General features: G+C 64.8%; 18 protein-coding genes. 5 read left to right on the forward strand and 13 right to left on the reverse strand.

Features of this window, described 5'->3' with window-relative positions; genetic code table 11:
• Positions 1 to 672 precede the first annotated feature (672 nt).
• Positions 673 to 969, reverse strand: coding sequence for a hypothetical protein (locus ACQR1E_RS15770; RefSeq protein WP_434897260.1), 297 nt, complete (start codon positions 967 to 969; stop codon positions 673 to 675).
• 78 nt (positions 970 to 1,047) lie between these two features.
• Positions 1,048 to 2,241 (reverse strand): lanthionine synthetase C family protein, encoded by a 1,194-nt coding sequence (locus ACQR1E_RS15775; RefSeq protein WP_434897261.1) that lies wholly within the window; start codon positions 2,239 to 2,241, stop codon positions 1,048 to 1,050.
• Positions 2,242 to 2,400: 159 nt separating this feature from the next.
• On the opposite strand from ACQR1E_RS15775, the gene ACQR1E_RS15780 reads away from it, so the two are divergent.
• Positions 2,401 to 2,862, forward strand: coding sequence for an SRPBCC family protein (locus tag ACQR1E_RS15780; protein WP_434897262.1), 462 nt, complete (start codon positions 2,401 to 2,403; stop codon positions 2,860 to 2,862).
• An 85-nt stretch (positions 2,863 to 2,947) separates the two neighbouring features.
• Here ACQR1E_RS15780 and ACQR1E_RS15785 read toward each other — a convergent pair whose 3' ends face one another.
• From ACQR1E_RS15785 to ACQR1E_RS15800, 4 genes are all read right to left on the reverse strand, one after another.
• The gene (locus ACQR1E_RS15785; protein ID WP_434897263.1) at positions 2,948 to 3,109 is read right to left on the reverse strand and encodes a hypothetical protein; all 162 of its coding nucleotides are present in this window, start codon (positions 3,107 to 3,109) and stop codon (positions 2,948 to 2,950) included.
• A 322-nt stretch (positions 3,110 to 3,431) separates the two neighbouring features.
• Positions 3,432 to 4,802 carry a hypothetical protein gene (locus ACQR1E_RS15790; RefSeq protein ID WP_316168074.1) on the reverse strand — a complete coding sequence of 457 codons (1,371 nt, stop codon included), beginning with the start codon at positions 4,800 to 4,802 and terminating at the stop codon, positions 3,432 to 3,434.
• A 376-nt stretch (positions 4,803 to 5,178) separates the two neighbouring features.
• A complete protein-coding gene (locus tag ACQR1E_RS15795; protein WP_434897264.1) occupies positions 5,179 to 5,697 on the reverse strand; it encodes a GNAT family N-acetyltransferase in 519 nt (172 codons plus the stop codon).
• A gap of 225 nt (positions 5,698 to 5,922) precedes the next feature.
• Positions 5,923 to 6,117 carry a hypothetical protein gene (locus ACQR1E_RS15800; RefSeq protein ID WP_315716598.1) on the reverse strand — a complete coding sequence of 65 codons (195 nt, stop codon included), beginning with the start codon at positions 6,115 to 6,117 and terminating at the stop codon, positions 5,923 to 5,925.
• Positions 6,118 to 6,148: 31 nt separating this feature from the next.
• On the opposite strand from ACQR1E_RS15800, the gene ACQR1E_RS15805 reads away from it, so the two are divergent.
• On the forward strand, positions 6,149 to 6,514 hold the full coding sequence (locus tag ACQR1E_RS15805) for a hypothetical protein (protein WP_315825431.1): 366 nt from the start codon (positions 6,149 to 6,151) through the stop codon (positions 6,512 to 6,514).
• A 355-nt stretch (positions 6,515 to 6,869) separates the two neighbouring features.
• Positions 6,870 to 7,769, forward strand: a complete 900-nt coding sequence (locus ACQR1E_RS15810) for an NAD-dependent epimerase/dehydratase family protein (protein ID WP_434897265.1) — start codon at positions 6,870 to 6,872, stop codon at positions 7,767 to 7,769.
• A gap of 125 nt (positions 7,770 to 7,894) precedes the next feature.
• Here ACQR1E_RS15810 and ACQR1E_RS15815 read toward each other — a convergent pair whose 3' ends face one another.
• From ACQR1E_RS15815 to ACQR1E_RS15845, 7 genes are all read right to left on the reverse strand, one after another.
• Positions 7,895 to 8,674 carry an ABC transporter permease gene (locus ACQR1E_RS15815; RefSeq protein WP_315753338.1) on the reverse strand — a complete coding sequence of 260 codons (780 nt, stop codon included), beginning with the start codon at positions 8,672 to 8,674 and terminating at the stop codon, positions 7,895 to 7,897.
• Positions 8,671 to 9,783, reverse strand: coding sequence for an ABC transporter permease (locus tag ACQR1E_RS15820; protein ID WP_434843241.1), 1,113 nt, complete (start codon positions 9,781 to 9,783; stop codon positions 8,671 to 8,673). Before ACQR1E_RS15820 ends, ACQR1E_RS15815 begins: the two co-directional genes overlap by 4 nt.
• A gap of 35 nt (positions 9,784 to 9,818) precedes the next feature.
• Positions 9,819 to 10,913: an ABC transporter ATP-binding protein gene (locus ACQR1E_RS15825; protein WP_316184247.1), complete on the reverse strand. Its 1,095-nt coding sequence runs from the start codon at positions 10,911 to 10,913 to the stop codon at positions 9,819 to 9,821.
• Positions 10,914 to 11,018: 105 nt separating this feature from the next.
• On the reverse strand, positions 11,019 to 12,020 hold the full coding sequence (locus ACQR1E_RS15830; protein ID WP_434843240.1) for an ABC transporter substrate-binding protein: 1,002 nt from the start codon (positions 12,018 to 12,020) through the stop codon (positions 11,019 to 11,021).
• 318 nt (positions 12,021 to 12,338) lie between these two features.
• The gene (locus ACQR1E_RS15835) at positions 12,339 to 12,791 is read right to left on the reverse strand and encodes a hypothetical protein (protein ID WP_316168069.1); all 453 of its coding nucleotides are present in this window, start codon (positions 12,789 to 12,791) and stop codon (positions 12,339 to 12,341) included.
• Positions 12,792 to 12,812: 21 nt separating this feature from the next.
• Positions 12,813 to 15,995: an efflux RND transporter permease subunit gene (locus ACQR1E_RS15840; RefSeq protein ID WP_434897266.1), complete on the reverse strand. Its 3,183-nt coding sequence runs from the start codon at positions 15,993 to 15,995 to the stop codon at positions 12,813 to 12,815.
• 323 nt (positions 15,996 to 16,318) lie between these two features.
• Positions 16,319 to 17,557, reverse strand: a complete 1,239-nt coding sequence (locus ACQR1E_RS15845; protein ID WP_315716606.1) for an efflux RND transporter periplasmic adaptor subunit — start codon at positions 17,555 to 17,557, stop codon at positions 16,319 to 16,321.
• 190 nt (positions 17,558 to 17,747) lie between these two features.
• On the opposite strand from ACQR1E_RS15845, the gene ACQR1E_RS15850 reads away from it, so the two are divergent.
• Together ACQR1E_RS15850 and ACQR1E_RS15855 are read left to right on the forward strand one after the other, a co-directional pair.
• A complete protein-coding gene (locus ACQR1E_RS15850; RefSeq protein ID WP_315716607.1) occupies positions 17,748 to 18,365 on the forward strand; it encodes a TetR/AcrR family transcriptional regulator in 618 nt (205 codons plus the stop codon).
• Between the two features lie 118 nt (positions 18,366 to 18,483).
• Positions 18,484 to 19,959 (forward strand): M81 family metallopeptidase, encoded by a 1,476-nt coding sequence (locus tag ACQR1E_RS15855; protein WP_434897267.1) that lies wholly within the window; start codon positions 18,484 to 18,486, stop codon positions 19,957 to 19,959.
• The last annotated feature ends 163 nt before the right edge of the window (positions 19,960 to 20,122 follow it).

The following is a 20,122-nucleotide window of genomic DNA, read 5'->3' on the forward strand; positions in this document are numbered from 1 at the left end:
AGCGGCAATCCCACGCCAAAATTTCTGCTGTTCCGCACGCCCCGCAACTGGTGGGCGCCCCAATGATCCCAGCTTGCCCCGCGTTGACCGTTTCTTTCGAATGCCCATCGCAACCTCCTCATCGAGTGTTGCGACGACCAATTGAATCCACCACCCGGCATTCCCCGCGCGATGGTTTTGACGGCTGCTTCGCGATCTCCCCGGTGCGCCGGGCTTTCTGGCCACCGTATCGCACAACGTGCTTGCGCACATTGCGCTGGGCATCAGCGTCGGGATGCCAGGACCACGCGACTTGACCGTGCGCATCGACGTCGTTCGTCGGCGCGGCTCAGCCACGCTGCAACATCGACACGCCCACCGCATCCCGCCTCGACGTTCGTGACGACCGCGAAGCGCCCCTCTTGTGAGACGGGACGGGCAGATAGAAGCATGAATTCTGGAAAAAAGAAACAAGAATCTTCATGCTCGGGAGACTGGACAGAGACATGTGTTTGAGGCCGCAGTCAAAACGAGTTTTTCTGGCGTAGGCGATCTGGATGCGGATGAGGGGCAAAGAGACGACCGCGCACCAATGCCGACAAGACCGGCTCCCCGATCTGAACCGGACGAAAGCACTTGGCGCACTCTATTGGAAGGTCGCCGTTGTCATGCAAACGACCTCCAGCAAGAGGGTTAGACGGAGTGTGCCGCAGGTACGACTTTTACCATCTCGTTTTTGAGATCAAGTCCCTTCCATATTTCGAGTTCATCAGAGTCTTCATAGGCAATGCAGAGGCAGACATCGTCTCGCCCACCGGTTCTACGGGCAAATTCGATGCTGTGAATGGGGGCAGAGATAGATAGCGAAGAGTTTAGCGACACGCTGACGATCATGCCGGCCTGAATCTGCCCACCTGCCATCTCGCCAGCCATAACAAACAACCGGCGACTTTCAAGGGCGAAGGTCTCGTTCACACGAAAGCTGAACATCAGGAAGACCTACATCATGATATCGTGCTTGTCTCTTCCTTGCTCGAAACAGACATTGATAGCAGTCCCCAACTTGCTTCAGAACACGTCGATCGTCGGAAACCGTGGCTCTCCGGTGATGCAATCCCAGAGGTAGGCGGCGAGGCCGACGTCGCCGGTCCATAACGAATAGCGTCCGCGGCCGGCGACCATCTGGCCGCCGCGAACCTGCACGATGGCGGTCATCGCGAACTGGCGCGCGCGGTCGAGCCAGACCGGGTCGTGGGTGCGGCGATAGAGCTTGAGGAAGGCGTAGCCGTTTCCGCCGGTGCCGTGGCAGAGGTTCGAGCCCTTGGTCAGTGGTCCGGCGGCCCAGGTGAAGCGTCCGCCGTCCAGCAGCAGCGCGTCGAAGTCCGGCGTCGCGAACGGCGCGTCGGCAAAGGTCGTGACCATGCCCGGGGCACCATGACAGTGCTGACAGAGGAACAGCCGCTTCTCACGCTTGCTTCGCGGTCCCCATGTGGTTCCGATGTCATAGCGCCATGCGTTGGCCGCGAGCGCCTTCGGGACGAAGGCGGCCACATGAGCCCGCTGGGCCGCCGTCAGCCAGTCCCATCCGAGCAACAGCGGGATGACGTTGCCGGCAAAGCCATGAACGGGTCCGAGAAAGCGGTCCTTGGCGCCATATAGATCCTGGGTCCAGAGCGGGCCCTGCGGTGTGTCCTCCAGCTCGGCCAACAGCCGTGCCGCCTGCACCTCGAACAGGCGGCGCCAGCGCGCTTCCCCGGTCATCCCCGCCATGTGGACCGCCGCGACCATCGACCCCGGCAGACCCCACATGAGCTCCCGGATCGGCAGTTCGTTGTTGTTCTCGGCGTGCCAATGGACAAGGTCGGCGAGGCTTGACATCGGCTCGAGCCGCATGGCGAGCAGGGCCGCACCCATCTCGCCCCGGAGCAGCGAGCCATGTTTCTCGTAGTCGGCCGGCGAATTGACCGCGTGGTCCATGACCGTCCGCTCCATCAGCCTCGGCAGCACGGGACGGAAATCCTTGGTCGCTCGGGTTGCGCCGACACGATGCAGGTAGTCGAGGGCCCAGATCACACCCGCGGCGCCCTTGTAGAAGCTGGGATCGCCGTCGGCGGTCCCGTCGTCGCTGGGGTGGGCCGGCCAGAAATGATCGGGATCGAATTGGGCGATCGCATCTGCCGCGATGTCTTCGATCGCGGCCAGGGCAGTCGCTTCGTCCCAGGGAGTCTGGACCAGCGGCCGATGTCGTCCCAGGGTGATCATCGTGTCGGGCTCTCGGGTGCTGTCCGTCGGTCGCGTCAAGCAGGCAGGCCGCGGGGCGCATGATTGGCAACCAGCCTATCCAAAAGCCTGCCGTCGGTACACCATCGGTCCTATCGGATGATGGCTCGAGACGATGCCCAAGGTCCGCGGGGAATGAACATGCACGAGACCCTTTCGATAAGCCGCTACATCAACGCGCCTCGGCCGGCGGTCTATCGAGCGCTGCTCGATCCGCGCGCGATCGCAAGATGGAAGGTGCCGGACGGGATGACCTGCGACGTGCATGCGTTCGACGCCCGTGAAGGCGGCGCGTTGCGGATTTCGCTTACCTATGACGTGCCGACCGGGACCGGCAAGACGACGGCGCACACGGATACGTATCGCGGTCGCTTTGTGAAGCTCGTCCCGAATGAGCAGGTTGTCGAAGTGGACGAGTTCGAGACCACGGATCCGGCGCTACGCGGCGAGATGACGATCACGATCACGCTCGCCGATGCGGATGGCGGGACCAAACTCCTTGCCACGCATGATGGACTGCCCCGCGGCGTATCGCCCGCCGACAACGAGGCCGGCTGGCGGATGGCGCTCGCGAAGCTCGCGGCACTCGTCGAGGCGCGATAGGCCAGGCGTTCCGCTCATGCCCGCGGCAAACATGGGTATGCCCATGTTTGCTGCTGTTCACCGACGCGGAGCAAGAAAAGACCGATCAGAAAAAGCCGTGGCTCAGATCCGTCCCGTAGGTCAGCGCCATCGCCGACACCAGCAATATGGCGGCACAGAGCAGAAGAAGCTGTTTGAGCAGTTCGTGTTTCGGACTGTCGGATGCTTCGGAAAATGCCTTATGAAATGCCTTGGTCAGAGCCGTCATCGCGACCTCGATCTCCTCCCGCCCTTGAGTAGGTCAAGGCAGCAGGCAGAAGGTTCATCTCGGCACAGATGCTGACCGGCATTGGACGCGGAAGTCCCGGCTGTACGAAGGCCGCCCGGTCTCCTCAAGCGCGGCGGCGGCAAGCCCGAGCAGGACGACGAAACCGCCGATCGGCGGCAAATGCTGGACATCGCAGTGGCGCAGGACGGTCGCTCCTGCCGCGGCAATGAGCGCCGTGCCAAGCGCCAAGCCGACGGTGGGACGGTCGCTCAGTGCTTGATCGCCATCCAACCGCCTTCTTGCGAGATCCGGAGCCGCACGCTTATTGAAACACCTTCACGGTGCGACGCTGTTTGGTGGAGACGGTCCAATTGACGTCGCAGGAGTCACCCGCGTTGATGCTGAGCGTCACGTTGAAGCAGACCTTGCTTTCGTCGGCGACCGCGCTCTTTCCGGTAAAGCACCCCGGACGTGTTTCGGAAAAGGAAAGAGCAGCGGTATCGGGTATCAGCTCCCAACCTGCGTCCGCCGCAGCGCATGTTTGCACCGGGCCTGCTGATTTGCCGACCGGCGCGCCTGTAGGATGATCGAGATGCATAGGTCCGCCGTTGACCGATATGCCTTTTGTCTGCACGATCTCCTTCAAGACCGGTGGTGGAGGTAACGAAACGTCATTTGCAGCGAGACTGAGCGACGGCATCTGTACGACGGCGACAAATTCCGAGTTTGGTACTCGCTTGAAGACGTAGATCCGCTCTCCGGGACCGACGCTAGCCTCGACGATCTTGTCTTTCTGGTCGCCGACAACGCCAAACGACTCTCCGCCAATGACCTGAATGATGAGGGGATTGGGGTTCGGGATCGCGCTCTTAGGCTCGAAGCGGATTCGTAAGCTGACGATCTGCTGGCTGGGGCTCTTGGTCACCACAGCGGTCAGGGGCGATCTCGACTGAAGGCAGGCCGTGTAGGCGGCAAGGCCATTTTCATCGACGCCCGACGTCACCAGATGCTTCGCTTCGTCAACGCTATAGTTGAACCGCGTCTCTTGGTACATGCTGGCGCGCTTTGCCGCGAAGCTCTTGAAATCTCCAGCGAAATATTCGGGGATGATTGCGGAGGCAGACTTCTTTGCCTCTTCATAGTTCGCCTCATTGATCAACTTGAGCTGGGCGAGCATGACTGCAAGGGAAGAATCCTCGATGCGCATCGCCTTGAAAGCTTCGATATTGCAATCGCTCGCCTCACTGAAAGCCGCGCCCGAAGATCCCAACAGGGCCACGACAACAAAAATCGCAAGTCTCACGACAATTCTCCCTTTTCGAATGAGATTGAAGGGGCCAGAAAAGAATGTTTTGGTGAAATCGTGAGGCCAACGAAAAGTCGGCCATCCAGTGTCATCAGATTGCGCCTTGCCAAGAGCCAAAGCAATATCAAAACGCGTCGCAATCTCTGCCGGCAGCCCCGCCGTCAGGCGTCTCGAAGCGAGCAAGTGCAAAGGAACGAAATCATCAGCTGCCCGGATCGGCAGTTCGTCGTTCTTCTCGGCGTGCCAATGAATGAGGTCGGCGAGGCTCGACAGTGGCGTGAGCCGCATGGCGAGAAGGGCGGCCCCCACCTCGCCACGGAGCAGCGAGCCGTGTTTCTCGTAGTCGGCAGGCGAGTTGGCTGCGTGATCGATGACCGTCCGCTCCATTAGCCTCGACAGCACGGGGCGGAAGTCCTTCGCACGGCCTGTCGCACCGATACGGAGCAAGTAGTCCAGCCCCCCAGATCACCCCCGCCGCGCCCTTGTAGAAGCTGGGGTCACCGTCTGCCGTCCCGTCGTCGCTGGGATGGGCCGGCCAGAAATTGTCGGGATCGAACTGGGCGATCGTGTCGGCTGCAATGTCGTCGATCGCGACCCGAACGGCCGCTTCGTCCCAGGGGGTCTGGATCAGCGGCCGGTGGCGTCCGAAGGTGATCGTGATGTCGGGCTCCCCTGTGCTGCGCGCATCTCATCAGCTCGTGACTGCGGCCCATGCCGCCATCGCCTTGAATGGGAGAACCGACCGATCCCAGCAGCTCGGTTGTCAGGTGCTGTCAGCCGCACGACTGAAGTCGAGCGCCATGTGCGCCTCGTCGTAGTATCGGCCGCCGTCCTTCGCGGCTTTCAGCTCCAGGCCAAATTCCACGAAGCCGATGCTTTCGTAGAGCCGTCGCGCCGGCACATTGTCCTGGACGACGATCAGCTGAACGATCTCGACCTGCTCGCGCGCGACATCCAGGATGGCATTCGCCAACAGGCGCGCGAGCCCGCTCCGTCGAAAGGCTGGCTTAACGTACATGCCGAACAGCCGGCCCTTATGGGCGTGCTTCGGCCCCTGCTGGACGACGAAGCCCAGCGTGCCGACAAGCTCGCAGTCTCGAAAGGCGCCGAGGGTGTGGGTGTCCTCAAGCCGCCTGGCGAACCATTCGACGCCAAGCCCGTTCTCCAGCTCGAAGGTGCTGCCCATCGATTCCGGGCTGATCGTCAGCGCCTCCAGACGAAGGGCCTTGAAGCATGCCGCATCGTCGGCCCGCAGGCGCCGGATCGTTGCAGCAGGGCTCATGGACCGGCTTTCCATCGTCCTCGCGTGAAAAAATCTTCGCGTGAAAGCGGCGCCCTTGGGCGAGCGCTTCGCCGCATGCGCGTGCTCGACTCCTCGGCCTACGGGCCTTCACAGGCCGACATGCCAGCCGGCCTGCAAACAATGCGGCCTGCCGCAAGCGCAGGCCGCCAGACGTCACCTCACAGGAGCTGACCTCAGATGAGGCCGAGAGGTGAAGCCATCAAACTACTGGGCGCGCTTCAACCGCTTGATCTCGGCGACCTGAAACTTGCCGCCGGCCAGCAGGCTGCTGCAATGCAGCCAGACCTTGTTGCGATCCCAGCCCAGGAACGCCTTGGTCTCCGCACAGTCCGCGTAGTGCTTGTACCTGAGGGTGTCGGAGCAGGTCGTATCGAAATGCGAAAATTCCTGACCGGACAAGCTGCATCCGACCCAAGGCGCATTGCCCGACTTGAAGCTGGTCTCGCAGCCGCCGTTGCAGCTGCTGGCGGCTCTCTCCAGCTTGGCGATCCTGGCTTCCACGGAGTCCGACGCAACTGACGGCGCGCGCGCCGTCGACGACGCCGTCGACCGCGTGCGGCGCGAGATCCCGGTGTCGGCCGTGGTCTTCGACCTCTGGAGCTTTGTCGCCTGCTTCGGTGCGTCGACGGTTACGCCCGGAAGCGAGGGGGCGGAGCCTGGTGTGATTTGCGATGCGGCAGGACCGCACAGCAGGACGGTTGCCAGCACGGCGGCAGCCGAGGACGCGACGACACTCGACGACAATCTCATGACAATATCCCTTCAGGGACGAACCTGCCGTCCCAATACATTGTGACCGCACTATATTACCTATCCGAAAATGGGAAACTTGGCTACTCAGCGCCGAAAAAATTCTGCGAATGATCGTCGTTTGCATCGCGATCGGGTGATGTGCCGGCGACGCATCCAGAGATTGCCGTGTCGCGATGGGAGGCGATTTCGGATCGGCAGAATGACGCGCAGGCTGGACCGCGGGCGGTTGGCCTGACGTCACCCGTCGGGAGGCGGAGCTATCAACGCAGTGCGGCAATAGGCTTCCACGCGGCATTGAGAGCAGGCCGCGTCCCGCGCGACGCTGCAAGTTCCCTGTGGAGCAGCTTCGCTGGAAACTGCTAGAAGCGATCACGCACTCACAGGGGATGACGAGCTCAATGACAGCCAAGCGCGTGGTGTTCACCGGGGGGACCGGCAAGGCGGGCAGGCATGTGCTGCCGCATCTGCAGAGCAAGGGCTATAAGCTGCTCAACGTCGACCTCAAGCCGTTCGATCACCCCGGCATCGGCACGCTGATCGCCGATCTGACGGACAGCGGCCAGGCCTTCAACGCGCTGACCACGCATTTCGGCTTTGCAGGCTTCAACGCCGGCCGGCCGCCGCAGGCGCCGGATGCCGTCGTGCATTTCGCCGCGATTCCGCGGGTGCTGATCGAGCCCGACAACGAGACCTTTCGCGCCAACACCATCAGCACCTACAACGTCATCGAGGCCGCAGCGAAGCTCGGCGTCCGCAAGATCATCGTCGCCTCCAGCGAGACCACCTATGGCGTCTGCTTTGCGGAAGGCGACAAGGACTTCAGGAGCTTTCCGCTCGAGGAGGACTACGACACCGACCCGATGGATTCCTACGGGTTGTCCAAGGTCGTGAACGAGAAGACCGCGCGCGCCTTTGCGATGCGCTATGGCATCGACATCTACTGCTTGCGCATCGGCAACGTCATCGAGCCGCATGAGTACGACATGTTCCCGCGCTTCCTCGCCGACCCGCCGTCGCGCAAGCGCAATGCGTGGTCCTATATCGACGCCCGCGACCTCGGCGAGATCGTGCATCTGGCGATCGAGAAGGACGGGCTCGGCTTCCAGGTCTTCAACGCGGTCAACGACACCGTCACGGCCACCGTTCCGACGCGCGAGCTGCTGCGCCGCTATTGCCCGAATGTGCCGGTGACCCGCGAGATGGGTGACGACGAGGCGCCGCTGTCGAACCGCAAGACGCGCGAGGTGCTCGGGTTCAAGGAAGCGCACAATTGGCGGAAATACGTGAAGGCGGGGTAGGGCAGCCGTAGGGCGGATGAGCGCAGCGTAATCCGCTATTCCGGCTGTTGTGCGCATAGCGGCTGTTCGCGCACGGGGCGGCGGATTACGCTGCGCTCATCCGCCCTACGGACCGGTGCCTTCCCTCACGTCATCCGCCGCCGGAGCGCGAGCATCGCGAGCGACAGCACGATCGTCCCGACGATGAACACGGCCGCCGCCGAGACGATCGCCGGACTGATGTTCTCGCGGATGGTGGCGAACATCTGCCGCGCCAGGGTGCGCTGATTGGGGCCGGCGACGAACAGCGTCAGCACCACCTCGTCCAGCGACGTCGCGAAAGCGAACAATGCGCCGGAGATCATGCCGGGCAGCGCGATGGGAAACGTCACCGAGCGCAGCACCACGGCGGGCGAAGCGCCGAGGCTCGCGGCGGCCCGCTCGAGCTGGATATCGACGCCCTGCAAGGCCGAGGAGACGTTGACCAGCACGAACGGCACGGCGACGACGGTGTGCGCGATGATGACGCCGAGATAGGTGTTGGTGAGCCCGTAGCGCGAGAACATCAGCTGCATGCCGACGCCGAGCACCACCGCCGGCACGACCATCGGCAGCAGGAACACGGTGCGAAGCGTCGCGAACAGCAGCGAGGCGGGCTTGCCGCGCAGGCCGAGCGCGGCGAGCGTGCCGAGCAACGTTGCAAGGGCTGTGGTCCCCGCGCCGATCAGCAGGCTGTTGACGATCGACAGCCGCCAGGAGTCGGCGGTGACCAGCTCGCGAAACCAGCGCGTCGAATAGCCGGGAATGGGATAGTTCAGGAACACGCTGTCGGTCAGCGATAGCGGCAGCACCGCGATCAACGGCCCGAGCAGGAACACGATGACGGCGATCGCGAACAGCAGCTTGACGAGCGGCAGCCATTTCATGCGCGCTGCTCCTCGGTCGAGGTCAGCCGGATGTAGACGGCGTAGAGCAGGATCGTCATCGCGAGCAGGACGAGGCCGAGCGCGCCGGCCATGCCCCAGTTCGCGGCTCCCGTGGCGTAGTAGGCGATCACCGAGCTGATCATCTGATCGTTGGCGCCGCCGATCAGCGCCGGCGTGATGTAGTAGCCGAGCGCGGCCATGAACACGAGCAGGGCGCCGGAGACGACGCCGCGCATCGACAGCGGCAGCAGGACGTGGACGAAGGCGCGCAGCGGATGCGCGCCGAGCGAGGCCGCCGCCGGCATCAGATTGCGCGGGATCGCGATCAGCACGCTGAAGATCGGCAGCACCATGAACGGCAGCAGCACATGCGTCATGGCGATGACGACGCCGAGCCGGTTGAACATCAGCGGCACCGGCGCTGACGTCAGGCCGAGCCCCTTCAAGGTGGCGTTGATCAGGCCGTTGTCCTGCAGCACGACATACCAGGCCGCGGTGCGTACCAGGAGGGAGGTCCACAGCGGCAGCAGCACCGCGCCGAGCAGGATCTGCCGGCGCCAGCCGTCGACCGAGGCGGCCACCATCGCGAACGGCAGGCCGATGAGGATGCAGGCCAGCGTCACCAGCGCCGAGGTCACGAAGGTCCGGATCATGATCAGGCGGTTGGCCGAGGCGCCCTCCGGCATCGCAGCGATATTGCCGGCGGCGTTGCGCTCGAGGTCGACAGCAGCGAGCAGGTTCTTGTCGGTCCAGGGCGAGGCGACGGCCTCGGCGATGGTCGTCCAATAGGAGGTCTCGCTCCAACGCGAGTCGATTGCGGCGAGGTCGACCGCGCCGGTGCCGTCGAGCGCGCGGCGGGTCTTGCCGAGCAGGCTGCGGAATCCGGACTGCGCGCTGTTGAGGCGGCGAACGAGATCGCCGAACTGCTCGTCATTGGTCAGCTTGCGGATGTCGTCGATGAACGCGGCCTGTGCGGTTGCAGGAGGCACGCTCGTGCGGTCCCAGCGCGCCAGCGCCTTGTGGGTGCGGGGCAGGGACTCGGTCGCGACTGGATCGGATACAGCAGACTTCATCATCGTCACCAGCGGCACGACGAAGAACGACAGCATGAACGCCAGAAGCGGCGCCAGCAGCAGAACTGCCGTCAACCGTTGGCGGAGGTCTGGTCGCATGATCCCACCACCCAGACATCCGACGCCGCGAACGACAGCGCGACCTCGCTGCCGACCTCCGCGGCCTGACCGGCACGATCGCCCTTGATGATCAGCCGCTGCGCGCCGGCCGTGGCGACCAGACGCATGTGATCGCCGAAATACACCGCATCCAGGATGCGCGCGGTCAGGCGGTTCGCGGTCGCCGCTGCATGATCGTTGATCCGGATGGCCTCGGGACGGATCGAAACCTGCACCTTGCCGCCATCGATGCGGGCGGCGCCGGCATGCGCCGACAGCGTGAGGCCCGAGTCTGTCGTCAGCCGCATCACCTCGCCCGCGTGCTCGTCGAGCTTGCACGCCAGCAGGTTGGTCTCGCCGATGAACTCGGCGACGAATGACGTGCGCGGCAGCTCGTAGATCTCGCGCGGCGTGCCGATCTGCTCGATCCTGCCGTGGTTGAACACGGCGATGCGGTCGGACATCGTCAGCGCCTCGTCCTGGTCGTGGGTGACGAAGACGATGGTGAGGCCGAGCCGGCGGTGCAGGTCGCGGATGTCGAGTTGCATCTGCTCGCGCAGCTTCTTGTCGAGCGCACCGAGCGGCTCGTCCATCAGCACCACCTGTGGCTCGAACACCAGGGCGCGGGCGAGTGCGACGCGCTGCTGCTGGCCGCCGGAGAGCTGCGCCGGTTTGCGCTCGGCCATGGCCGACAGCTTGACCATGTCGAGCACGCGGGCGACGCGCTGCGCGATCTCGGGCTTGGACGTGCCGCGCATCCTGAGCGGAAAGGCGATGTTGTCGCGCACGCTCATATGCGGGAACAGCGCGTAGTTCTGGAACACCACGCCCATGTTGCGCTTGTGCGGAGGCAGCCCGTCGACCCTGGCGCCGCCGACCTCGATCGTGCCGCTGGTCGGCTGCTCGAAGCCTGCGAGCATCATCAGGAGCGTGGTCTTGCCGGAGCCGGAGGGCCCGAGCAGGGCGACGAACTCACCGCGCGCGATATCGAGATCGAGATCGTCGACCACGGTCAGCGCAGCGAAGCGCTTGACCACATGCCGGAACGAGATGAAGGGGGTATCCATGACGGAGGCTTTCGGCGCGGACCTCGCCGGGACTCATGCACGAGGAGGGCAGGCGCGCGTCGCGACGACGATCATCGCGCGCCCGGTTTGCTGAAGCGGCGAGCCTCAGCGCGCGAGCCAGGCGTTGAAGCGCTTCGACAGCTCTTCAGAATTGTCGGTCCAGAAGGCGACGTCGAGCGCGATCGCCTGCTTCAGATTGTCCGGCGTGGTCGGCAGCTCGGCGGCGAACTTTTCCGGCACCAGCTTGGCAGCGGCGATGTTCGGCAGGCCATAGGCGATGTATTCCGGCAGCTTGGCCTGGTTCTCGGCCTGGCTCGCAAACGCGATGAAGTTCATCGCGGCGTCCTTGTTTGGCGAGCCCTTCAGCACCACCCAGCTGTCGACAGCGTAGATGCTGCCCGGAAACACGAAGCCGAAATGCTTGCCCTCGGTGCGGTTGATGGCGCTGATGCGGCCGTTATAGACCGAGGTCATCGCGACCTGGCCGGATGACAGGAGCTGCAGCGGCTGCGCGCCGGCCTCCCACCACACGATGTCGGCCTTGAGCGCGTCGAGCTTCTTGAAGGCGCGCTCGACGCCCTCCTTGGTCTTCAGCACCTTGTAGACGTCGCTGGCTGGCACGCCGTCGGCCATCAGCGCGAATTCGAGCGTGTATTTGGCGCCCTTGCGCAGGCCGCGCTTGCCCGGAAACTTCGCCGTGTCCCAGAAGTCCGCCCAGGTCTTCGGCCCATCCTTGATCTTGTCGCCGTCATAGGACATGCCCGTCGACCACACGATGGCGCCGACGCCGCAATCGCTCACGCCGGCCGGGATGAAGCCTTTCTTGTCGCCGATCTTGCTCCAGTCGATCTTCTCATAGATGCCGTCGCTGCAGCCGAGCTCGAGCTCCTCGGCCTCGACCTGCACCGCATCCCAGTTCGGCACCCCGGCCTTCACCTTGGCCTGCAGCACGCCATAGCCGCCGTCCCAGCTCTCGTCGAGCACGGTGGCGCCGAGCTTGGCGGCGAACGGCTGGAAGTAGATCTTGCGCTGCGCGTCCTGATAGTTGCCACCCCACGACACCACCGTGAGATCGCGCGCCTGCGCCGCCGCGGCGACGCTCAGCATGGCTGCCGCCGCCACCAGCACCGTCTTCGAGACGGTGAGGGCCGCGCGTGGCGTCCCGTTCGACACCTTCACACCCGTGGGGCTGGTCCGCCGTGAAAACATGCTCGATGATCCGTCGCGCTTTGAAAGGTTCAAAAAAGCTATCGGCTGTTCCCAGCCGTGGCAAGCGCGAGTTTTGATCGTGAGATGATGCCATTTTGGCGCTAGGCGCCGCGCCGGCCGCGTTGCGGCAGGGCGTGTTGAGATCGTCCGCTGCCGGCGCATGGTCTGGTCCGGCGGGGGTCACGCCCCCGGGGACGTGTTTGGAGCGTTGCGGTCCTACAATCCGGCGCTGCAGCCTTGATCGTCCGGGCAGGCAAGCGCCGGCACCGGTTCGCTCCCCGCCGAATTGTCGACGACGAGACCGAGCGCCGGTGTGCTCGTCGCCCGCGCACGGGTCGGAGCCGGCAGCCGCCGCGATGCACCGTGGGCGCCGATGCGTTCAAAACCCTCTGCTGTCTTCATCAGTCTGGCGGCGACAAGATGATTCAAAAAATCCATGTTGCAACTCCGTGTGGTCAAATGACCCGGCGGCCTGGTGCGGGACAGGCCGCCGGGTCGGCGCAACGTGCTGGAGTTGGCGTCCTCCATCTCGCTGCGCTGGTCTGTGATCCGTTTCACAGTCGTGTAGAATTGATCGTGAATCGGATCATCCGTGGAGCGTGATCGGGACGCCGGCTGCCATTTGTCTCTACGAATCAAGAGACGATCGCGTTTCCGGGCGCTCGACATCACGCGCGTTCACATTCTTGTTTACTCCGCGGGTTGAGCCGCCACCGTGCCGTGGCCGCCATGCTGGGTGAGGGGCTTCATGCCGGTCAGCGTCCGCAGCAGCACGTAGAACACGGGCGTCAGGAACAGGCCGAACACGGTGACGCCGATCATGCCGGAGAACACCGCGACGCCCATCGCGCGCCGCATCTCCGAGCCGGCGCCGGTCGAGAGCACCAGCGGCAGCACGCCCATGATGAACGCCATCGACGTCATCAGGATCGGCCGCAGCCGCAGGCGGCTGGCCTCGATCGCGGCGCGCAACGGCGTCCGCCCGGCGAATTCGAGCTCGCGCGCGAATTCGACGATCAGGATCGCGTTCTTGGCGGAGAGGCCGACGAGCACGATCAGGCCGATCTGGGTGAAGATGTTGTTGTCGCCCTTCGAGAGGTAGACACCGAACATCGCCGCCAGCAGGGCCATCGGCACGATCATCAGGATCGCCAGCGGCAGGGTCAGGCTCTCATACAGCGCGGCCAGCACCAGGAACACCAGCAGGATCGCGAGCGGAAACACCCACAGGCCGGAGTTGCCGGCGATGAACTCCTGGTAGGTCAGGTCGGTCCATTCGAAGGCGAAGCCGGGCGGCAGCACCTCGGCCGCGACCCGCTCGGCGGCCGCCTGCGCCTGGCCGGAGGAGAAGCCGGGCGCCGCTGCCGCGTTGATATCCGACGACAGGAAGCCGTTGTAGCGGATGGCGCGTTCGGGACCTGCGCTCTGTCGCACGTTGAGCAGCGCCGACAGCGGCACCATGTCGCCGGAGGCGGAGCGCACCTTGAGCTGGCGGATATCGTCGGCACGGGCGCGGAACGGCGCGTCGGCCTGCACGCGCACCGAATAGGTGCGGCCGAACTTGTTGAAGTCGTTCACGTAGTACGAGCCGAGGTAGATCTGCAGCGTGTTGAAGACCTCGGTGACGGGCACGCCGAGCTGCAGCGCCTTGGTGCGGTCGATGTCGGCGAACAGTTGCGGCACGTTGACCTGGAAGCTGGAGAACACGCCGGCGATCTCCGGCGACTTCTGCAGGCCGGCCATGAACGCCTTGGTGACGTCGTTCAGAGCTTCGTAGCCGAGGCCGGCGCGGTCCTCGATCTGCAGCTTGAAGCCGCCGATGGTGCCCAAGCCGTTGACCGGTGGCGGCGGGAACATCGCGATGAAGGCGTCCTGGATGCCCGCATATTTCTTGTTGAGCTCCATCGCCAGCGCGCCGCCGGACAGCGATGGATCCTTACGCTCGTCGAACGGCTTCAAGGTCGAGAACACGATGCCGGCATTGGAGGAGTTGGTGAAGCCGGAGATCGACAGGCCGGGGAAGGCGACCGAGCTCTCGATCCCGGGCTGCGTCAGCGCGATGTCGCTCATCTTGCGGATCACCTCCTCGGAGCGGTCGAGCGTGGCGCCGTCCGGCAGCCGCGCGAAGCCGACCAGATACTGCTTGTCCTGGCCCGGCACGAAGCCGCCCGGCACCTGCTTGAACAGCACGGCGGTGGCGCCGACCAGCAGGACATAGAGGATCATCACCGCGGCCTTGCCGGTGATCACCTTGGACACGCTGCCGCTGTAATTGTTGGAGGCGCGGACGAAGGCGCGGTTGAAGCCGCGGAAGAACCAGCCGAGACTCTGGTCGAGGATGCGGGTGAGGCGATCCTTCGGCTCGTGGTGGCCCTTGAGCAGCAGCGCCGACAGGGCCGGCGACAAGGTCAGCGAGTTCACCGCCGAGATCACGGTGGAGATCGCGATCGTCAGGGCGAACTGCTTGTAGAACTGCCCCGTGAGGCCGGAGATGAAGGCGAGCGGCACGAACACCGCGACCAGCACCAGCGCGATCGCGATGATCGGTCCCGACACCTCGCGCATCGCCTGATAGGTGGCGTCGCGCGGCGACAGCCCGCTCTCGATGTTGCGCTCGACGTTCTCGACCACGACGATGGCGTCGTCGACGACGATGCCGATCGCGAGCACCAGGCCGAACAGGCTGAGCGCGTTGATCGAGAAGCCGAACAGATGCATCACGGCAAAGGTGCCGACAATCGAGACGGGCACCGCCAGCAGCGGGATGATCGAGGCGCGCCAGGTCTGCAGGAAGAGGATCACGACGATCACGACCAGCACGATGGCCTCGAACAGCGTGTGCACGACGGCCTCGATCGAGGAGCGCACGAACTGGGTCGGGTCGTAGACGATGTGGTACTCGACGCCCTCCGGCATCGTCTTCTTGATCTCGGCCATGGTGGCGCGGACGTTGTCCGAGATCTGCAGCGCGTTGGAGCCGGGCGCCTGGAAGATCGGGATCGCCACCGCCTGCTTGTTGTCGAGCAGCGAGCGCAGGCCATATTCGGAGGCGCCGAGCTCGATGCGGGCGACGTCGCGCAGCCGCGTGATCTCGCCATGCGTGCCGGTCTTGACGACGATGTCGGCGAACTGGTCCTCGTTCGACAGCCGGCCCTCGGCATTGACCGAGAGCTGCAAATCGAGGCCCTTGACGCTCGGTGATGCCCCGACGACGCCGGCCGCGGCCTCGACGTTCTGCGCCTGGATCGCCTTGACGATGTCGGACGCCGACAGACCGTGCTCGGCCGCCTTCTGCGGATCGACCCAGACCCGCATCGAATAGTCGCCGGCACCGAACAGCTGCACGTCGCCGACGCCGTCGATGCGCGCCAGCCGGTCCTTGACGTTGAGCACCGCGTAGTTGCGCAGGTACGTCGTGTCGTAGCGGCCGTTCGGCGAGATCAGATGCACGACCATGGTGAGGTCGGGCGAGCTCTTCTTGGTGATGACGCCGAGCTGGCGCACGACATTGGGCAGCCGCGGCTCGGCCTGCTGCACGCGGTTCTGCACCAGCTGCGTGGCCTTGTCCGGATCGGTGCCGAGCTTGAAGGTGACCGTGAGCGTCATCGCGCCGTCGGTGGTCGCCTGGCTGCTCATATAGAGCATGTTCTCGACGCCGTTGATCTGCTCCTCGATCGGCGTCGCCACCGTCTCGGCGATCACCTTCGGATTGGCGCCGGGATAGGTCGCGCGCACCACCACGGAGGGCGGCACGACGTCGGGGTATTCGGAGATCGGCATGGAGAACAGCGCGATCAAGCCGCCGAGGAAGATCAGCGTCGACAGCACGCCTGCGAAGATCGGCCGATCGATGAAGAATTTGGAGAGGTTCATGAGAGGCCCCGTGGTCGGGAGAGGTCGGTCGTCGTTATCTGACTTGGTCTAAGGGCTGGCGCGGTGCCCGCCCTCCCCTGGAGGGGGAGGGTCGGCTCGCATGAGCGCAGCGACATGCGAGACGGGGTGGGGTGGCGGCCCCTCCGCGCGTGCGGTGCTCAATTGAGACGAACCCGCGACGCACGGATGCTGAGGAGGTGCGAGCAGGTTTTCACCAACTGAGACCGTCACCCCACCCCGCCGCGCGCTGTGCGCGCGTCGACCCTCCCCCTCCAGGGGAGGGTGGGCATCGCGTGTGTGGTGACGGTTTAGGTCCATCGAAATCAGCGCTGCGCAAGCCGCTTGTTGTCAGACGCCGCTCCATCGCGTGCGCCCATCGCGGCCACCTGCGTCTTCAACAACGCACCTGGCCGCACCCGCTGAAGGCCATTGACCACCACGCGCTCGCCGGGCTTGAGGCCGGCGGAGATGATGCGCAGGCCATCGACGCTGCCGCCGAGGCTGACCGGGCGATAGACAGCGCGCTCGTCGTCGCCGACCACCATCACGAATTTCTTGTCCTGGTCGGTGCCGATGGCGCGCTCGTCGAGCAGCACCAGCGATTGCTGCTGCGGCTGGCCCATGCGCACGCGCGCGAACTGGCCGGGGATCAGCCGGCCGTCCTCGTTCTTGAACACGGCGCGGACGCGGATCGTGCCGCTCTGCCCGTTGACCTGATTGTCGATCAACTGGATATGGCCGGATGCCGTGATGCCGCCCGAGGTCGTCATCTCGACCGGGATTCGGTCGAGATTGCCGCGTTTGCCCGAGCCGTCGGCAATCGCCGACAATGCGCGCAACACCAGCTCTTCGGTGGCGTCGAAGCTCGCATAGATCGGGTTGACGGACACCAGCGAGGTCAGCACCGGCGAGGCCGACCCGGCGGCGACGAGGTTGCCGACCGTGACCTCGATCCGGCCGACCCGGCCGTCGACCGGCGCGCGCACCTGCGTGTAGTCGAGATTGAGCTTGGCTGTCTGCAAGGTCGCTTCGGCGGCCTTGACGTTGGCGATCGCTTCGCGATTGCCGTTGTCGCGCTGGTCGTAATCGCGCTTGGTCACGATGGAATTGCCAACCAGCTGCGCGCCGCGCTCCAGTTCGTTGGCGGCGAAGGCGGCGCGGGCGCGCGCCGCTTCCAGTTGCGCCTGCGCCCGGTCGACCTCGGCGGCGTAGGGCGCCGGGTCGATCTTGAACAGGACGTCGCCAGCCTTGACCAGCGAGCCCTCGGTGAAATTGGTGCCGAGAATGGCACCGGCCACCCGCGGCCGGATCTCGACCCGCTCGACGGCTTCAAGCCGGCCGGAGAACTCGTCCCACAGGCTCGCCTGGCGCGGCTCGACGACGGCAACCGTCACGGGGACGGCCTGTTCGGGGGCCGCGGCGCGGGCCGCATTCGGCGCGGAACTGAAGTGGAAATATTGGGAGCCGGCATAGGAGCCGGCGGCAATCACCAAGCCGGCGGCGGCGACGGTGCTCAGCCACCGCTTCAGGCGGCCGGAAGAACGAATTTCGGACGAAGGCATTGGCGCGCTCCAGATTTGTAGTGCTCGCTACAAATGTGGCGCTGGCAACCCGTTCGCAAGAGACTTATGTAACGGATGCTACGAAAATAGTAGCCCGACTTTCGGCGAACTGCGCCAGATCAAAGAAATCGCGTTCAAGAACAACTAGATAAGAATCAGACGGGGCGGAGACGGAACAGGAGTTTTGCAGATGGGCATCGGACGGCCCCGGACTTTCGATCGCGACACCGCGTTGGACCAGGCGATGGAGGTGTTTTGGCGCCATGGCTATGAGGGCGCCACCATCGCCCAGCTCACCGACGCCATGGGCATCAACCCGCCCAGCCTCTATGCCGCGTTCGGCAGCAAGGAGGCCCTGCTCAGGGCCGCGCTCGACCGCTACACGGCGCGACGGGAGGCCTGGATGGACGAGGTGCTGAGCGCGCCGACCGCCCACGAGGTCACCGCGCGGATGCTGATGGGCGTCGCCGAGAAACAGACCGATCCCTCCAATCCGCCCGGCTGCCTGCTGGTGCAGGGCGGTCTCGCCTGCGGCTCCGGCTCTTCCAACGTGCCGTTCGAGCTCGCGGCCCGCCGCGCGCAGACCGAGGAGCAGCTCCGGCACCGTTTCGAGCGCGCCAAGCGCGAAGGCGATCTGGCTGAAGCCGCCGACCCCGCTGCGCTCGCGCGCTATGTTTCCGCCGTGATCACCGGCATGAGCGTGATGGCGTCGTCAGGCGCCGACCGCGAGGCATTATCCCAGGTCGCCGTCGTCGCGATCAAGGCGATCGAGGATCAGTCGGTGAGGGCGCCGGCGGCGGCGAACTGATCGACATCATGCGCTGAGCGACGGGTGCTCTGCCGTCGCAAAGTCTTGTGCTCGTGGGCGCGATGCGATCCCCTGCGGCCGCCTCATTGTCATCGCGCGAACCAAGAGCAATTCCTCCATGCGTGTCTTCTCCGCCGCCCTTGCCACCGAGACCAACACTTTTGCGCCGATGCCGACGGGGCTCGCGACCTTCCACGAGCGCGCCTACTTCCCGGCCGGAACGCATCCGGACAAGATGCAGATGCATGGCGGGCCACTATGGGCGGCGCGGCAGGTCGGGCCATCGAAAGGTTGGACCTTGATCGAGGGGCTGGTCGCCGCAGCGGTGCCGAACGGGCTCGTCACCCGCGCCGCGTTCGAAACCCTACGCGACCAGATCCTCGCCGACCTCGAAGCCGCGCTGCCGGTCGACATGGCGTTGATCGGCCTGCACGGCGCGATGATCGCCGACGGCTATGATGATTGCGAGGGCGAGCTGCTCGCGCGCATCCGCGACATCGTCGGACCCGATGTGGTCATCGGCGCGACGCTCGACCCCCACGTTCACATGAGCGAGCTGATGGTCAGAAGCGCCAATCTTCTGATCTGCTGGAAGGAATATCCGCACACCGACATTCTCGAGCGGGCCCAGGATCTGGTGAAACATTGCACCGAGCTCGCCGAGAAGCGGCTCAAGCTGCGCTCGGCGCTGGTCGACACCGACATGATCGTGACCCTGCACACCACGCGCGAGCCGGTGCGCAGCTTCGTCGACCGCGTCACCGCGCTGGAAGGCAAGGACGGCATCATCTCGGTCTCGATCGTTCACGGCTTCGGCTGGGGCGACACGCCGTCCATGGGCACCAAGGTGCTGGTCTATAGCGATGCCGCCGTCGATCCCGATGGCGCCAAGGCGCAGGCGCTGGCGCGCAAGCTCGCGGACGAGCTGATCGGCATGCGCGAGGCGGTGACCGAACGCATGCCCGGCGTCGATGCTGCGCTCGACCAGGCCTTGGCGAAGGACGGCACCATCGTGCTCGGCGATGCCAGCGACAATCCCGGCGGCGGTGCGCCCGGCGATTCCACGTTCATCCTGCGCCGGCTGCTCGACCGCAACATCGGCAATGCCTGCCTCGGTCCGCTCTGGGATCCGATCGCGGTGCGCATCGCCTTCGATGCCGGCGTCGGCGCCAAGCTGCCGCTGCGGATCGGCGGCAAGATCGGGCCGCTGTCGGGTGATCCCGTCGATGCGACCTGGGAGATCAAGGCGCTGAAGAAGAATATGGTGATGACGGGCCTTGCCGGCACGCCCGCCAAGCTCGGCGATTGCGCGTTGATCGGGAGCAATGGCGTCGAGGTCGTGATCACGACGTTCCGCTGCCAGGCGTTCGGCACCGACTTCTTCACGCAGCTCGGCTGTGATCCTGCCACGCGCAAGCTCATCGTGGTGAAATCCGCCCAGCATTTCCGTGCGGCATTTGCGCCGATCGCGGCCGACATCATCATGGTCGATGCGCCCGGCGTGGTCGCGCGCGACGTCACGACGTTGCCCTACAAGAAGATCAAGCGTCCGAAATGGCCGCTCGATGAGTTGCCGCAACCATCGCGAGCATGATGTCCCAGAATGCGACGATCATCGCACCGCCATTAACGTTCGGAACGCGGCTGGAACGAACCGCGTCCGAATCGCTTGCGAAGCACGGTTTGAAATCTGTTCACGGCTAGATGTCGTAGCTCTCGGAGATGGCGCGCAACATGCAGCGCCGGCGATTCTGATC

Source organism: Bradyrhizobium sp. HKCCYLRH1030, assembly GCF_051168395.1.
In the GTDB taxonomy this organism is placed as follows: Bacteria; Pseudomonadota; Alphaproteobacteria; order Rhizobiales; family Xanthobacteraceae; genus Bradyrhizobium.

Coding starts and splice junctions, on each gene's coding strand:
- ACQR1E_RS15770 (WP_434897260.1), bottom strand. CDS start 969: ATGTTCAGCTTTCGTGTGAACGAGACCTTCGCCCTTGAAAGTCGCCGG.
- ACQR1E_RS15775 (WP_434897261.1), bottom strand. CDS start 2,241: ATGATCACCCTGGGACGACATCGGCCGCTGGTCCAGACTCCCTGGGAC.
- ACQR1E_RS15780 (WP_434897262.1), top strand. CDS start 2,401: ATGCACGAGACCCTTTCGATAAGCCGCTACATCAACGCGCCTCGGCCG.
- ACQR1E_RS15785 (WP_434897263.1), bottom strand. CDS start 3,109: ATGACGGCTCTGACCAAGGCATTTCATAAGGCATTTTCCGAAGCATCC.
- ACQR1E_RS15790 (WP_316168074.1), bottom strand. CDS start 4,802: ATGGAGCGGACGGTCATCGATCACGCAGCCAACTCGCCTGCCGACTAC.
- ACQR1E_RS15795 (WP_434897264.1), bottom strand. CDS start 5,697: ATGAGCCCTGCTGCAACGATCCGGCGCCTGCGGGCCGACGATGCGGCA.
- ACQR1E_RS15810 (WP_434897265.1), top strand. CDS start 6,870: ATGACAGCCAAGCGCGTGGTGTTCACCGGGGGGACCGGCAAGGCGGGC.
- ACQR1E_RS15815 (WP_315753338.1), bottom strand. CDS start 8,674: ATGAAATGGCTGCCGCTCGTCAAGCTGCTGTTCGCGATCGCCGTCATC.
- ACQR1E_RS15820 (WP_434843241.1), bottom strand. CDS start 9,783: ATGCTGTCGTTCTTCGTCGTGCCGCTGGTGACGATGATGAAGTCTGCT.
- ACQR1E_RS15825 (WP_316184247.1), bottom strand. CDS start 10,913: ATGGATACCCCCTTCATCTCGTTCCGGCATGTGGTCAAGCGCTTCGCT.
- ACQR1E_RS15830 (WP_434843240.1), bottom strand. CDS start 12,020: ATGCTGAGCGTCGCCGCGGCGGCGCAGGCGCGCGATCTCACGGTGGTG.
- ACQR1E_RS15835 (WP_316168069.1), bottom strand. CDS start 12,791: ATGTCGAGCGCCCGGAAACGCGATCGTCTCTTGATTCGTAGAGACAAA.
- ACQR1E_RS15840 (WP_434897266.1), bottom strand. CDS start 15,995: ATGAACCTCTCCAAATTCTTCATCGATCGGCCGATCTTCGCAGGCGTG.
- ACQR1E_RS15845 (WP_315716606.1), bottom strand. CDS start 17,557: ATGCCTTCGTCCGAAATTCGTTCTTCCGGCCGCCTGAAGCGGTGGCTG.
- ACQR1E_RS15850 (WP_315716607.1), top strand. CDS start 17,748: ATGGGCATCGGACGGCCCCGGACTTTCGATCGCGACACCGCGTTGGAC.
- ACQR1E_RS15855 (WP_434897267.1), top strand. CDS start 18,484: ATGCGTGTCTTCTCCGCCGCCCTTGCCACCGAGACCAACACTTTTGCG.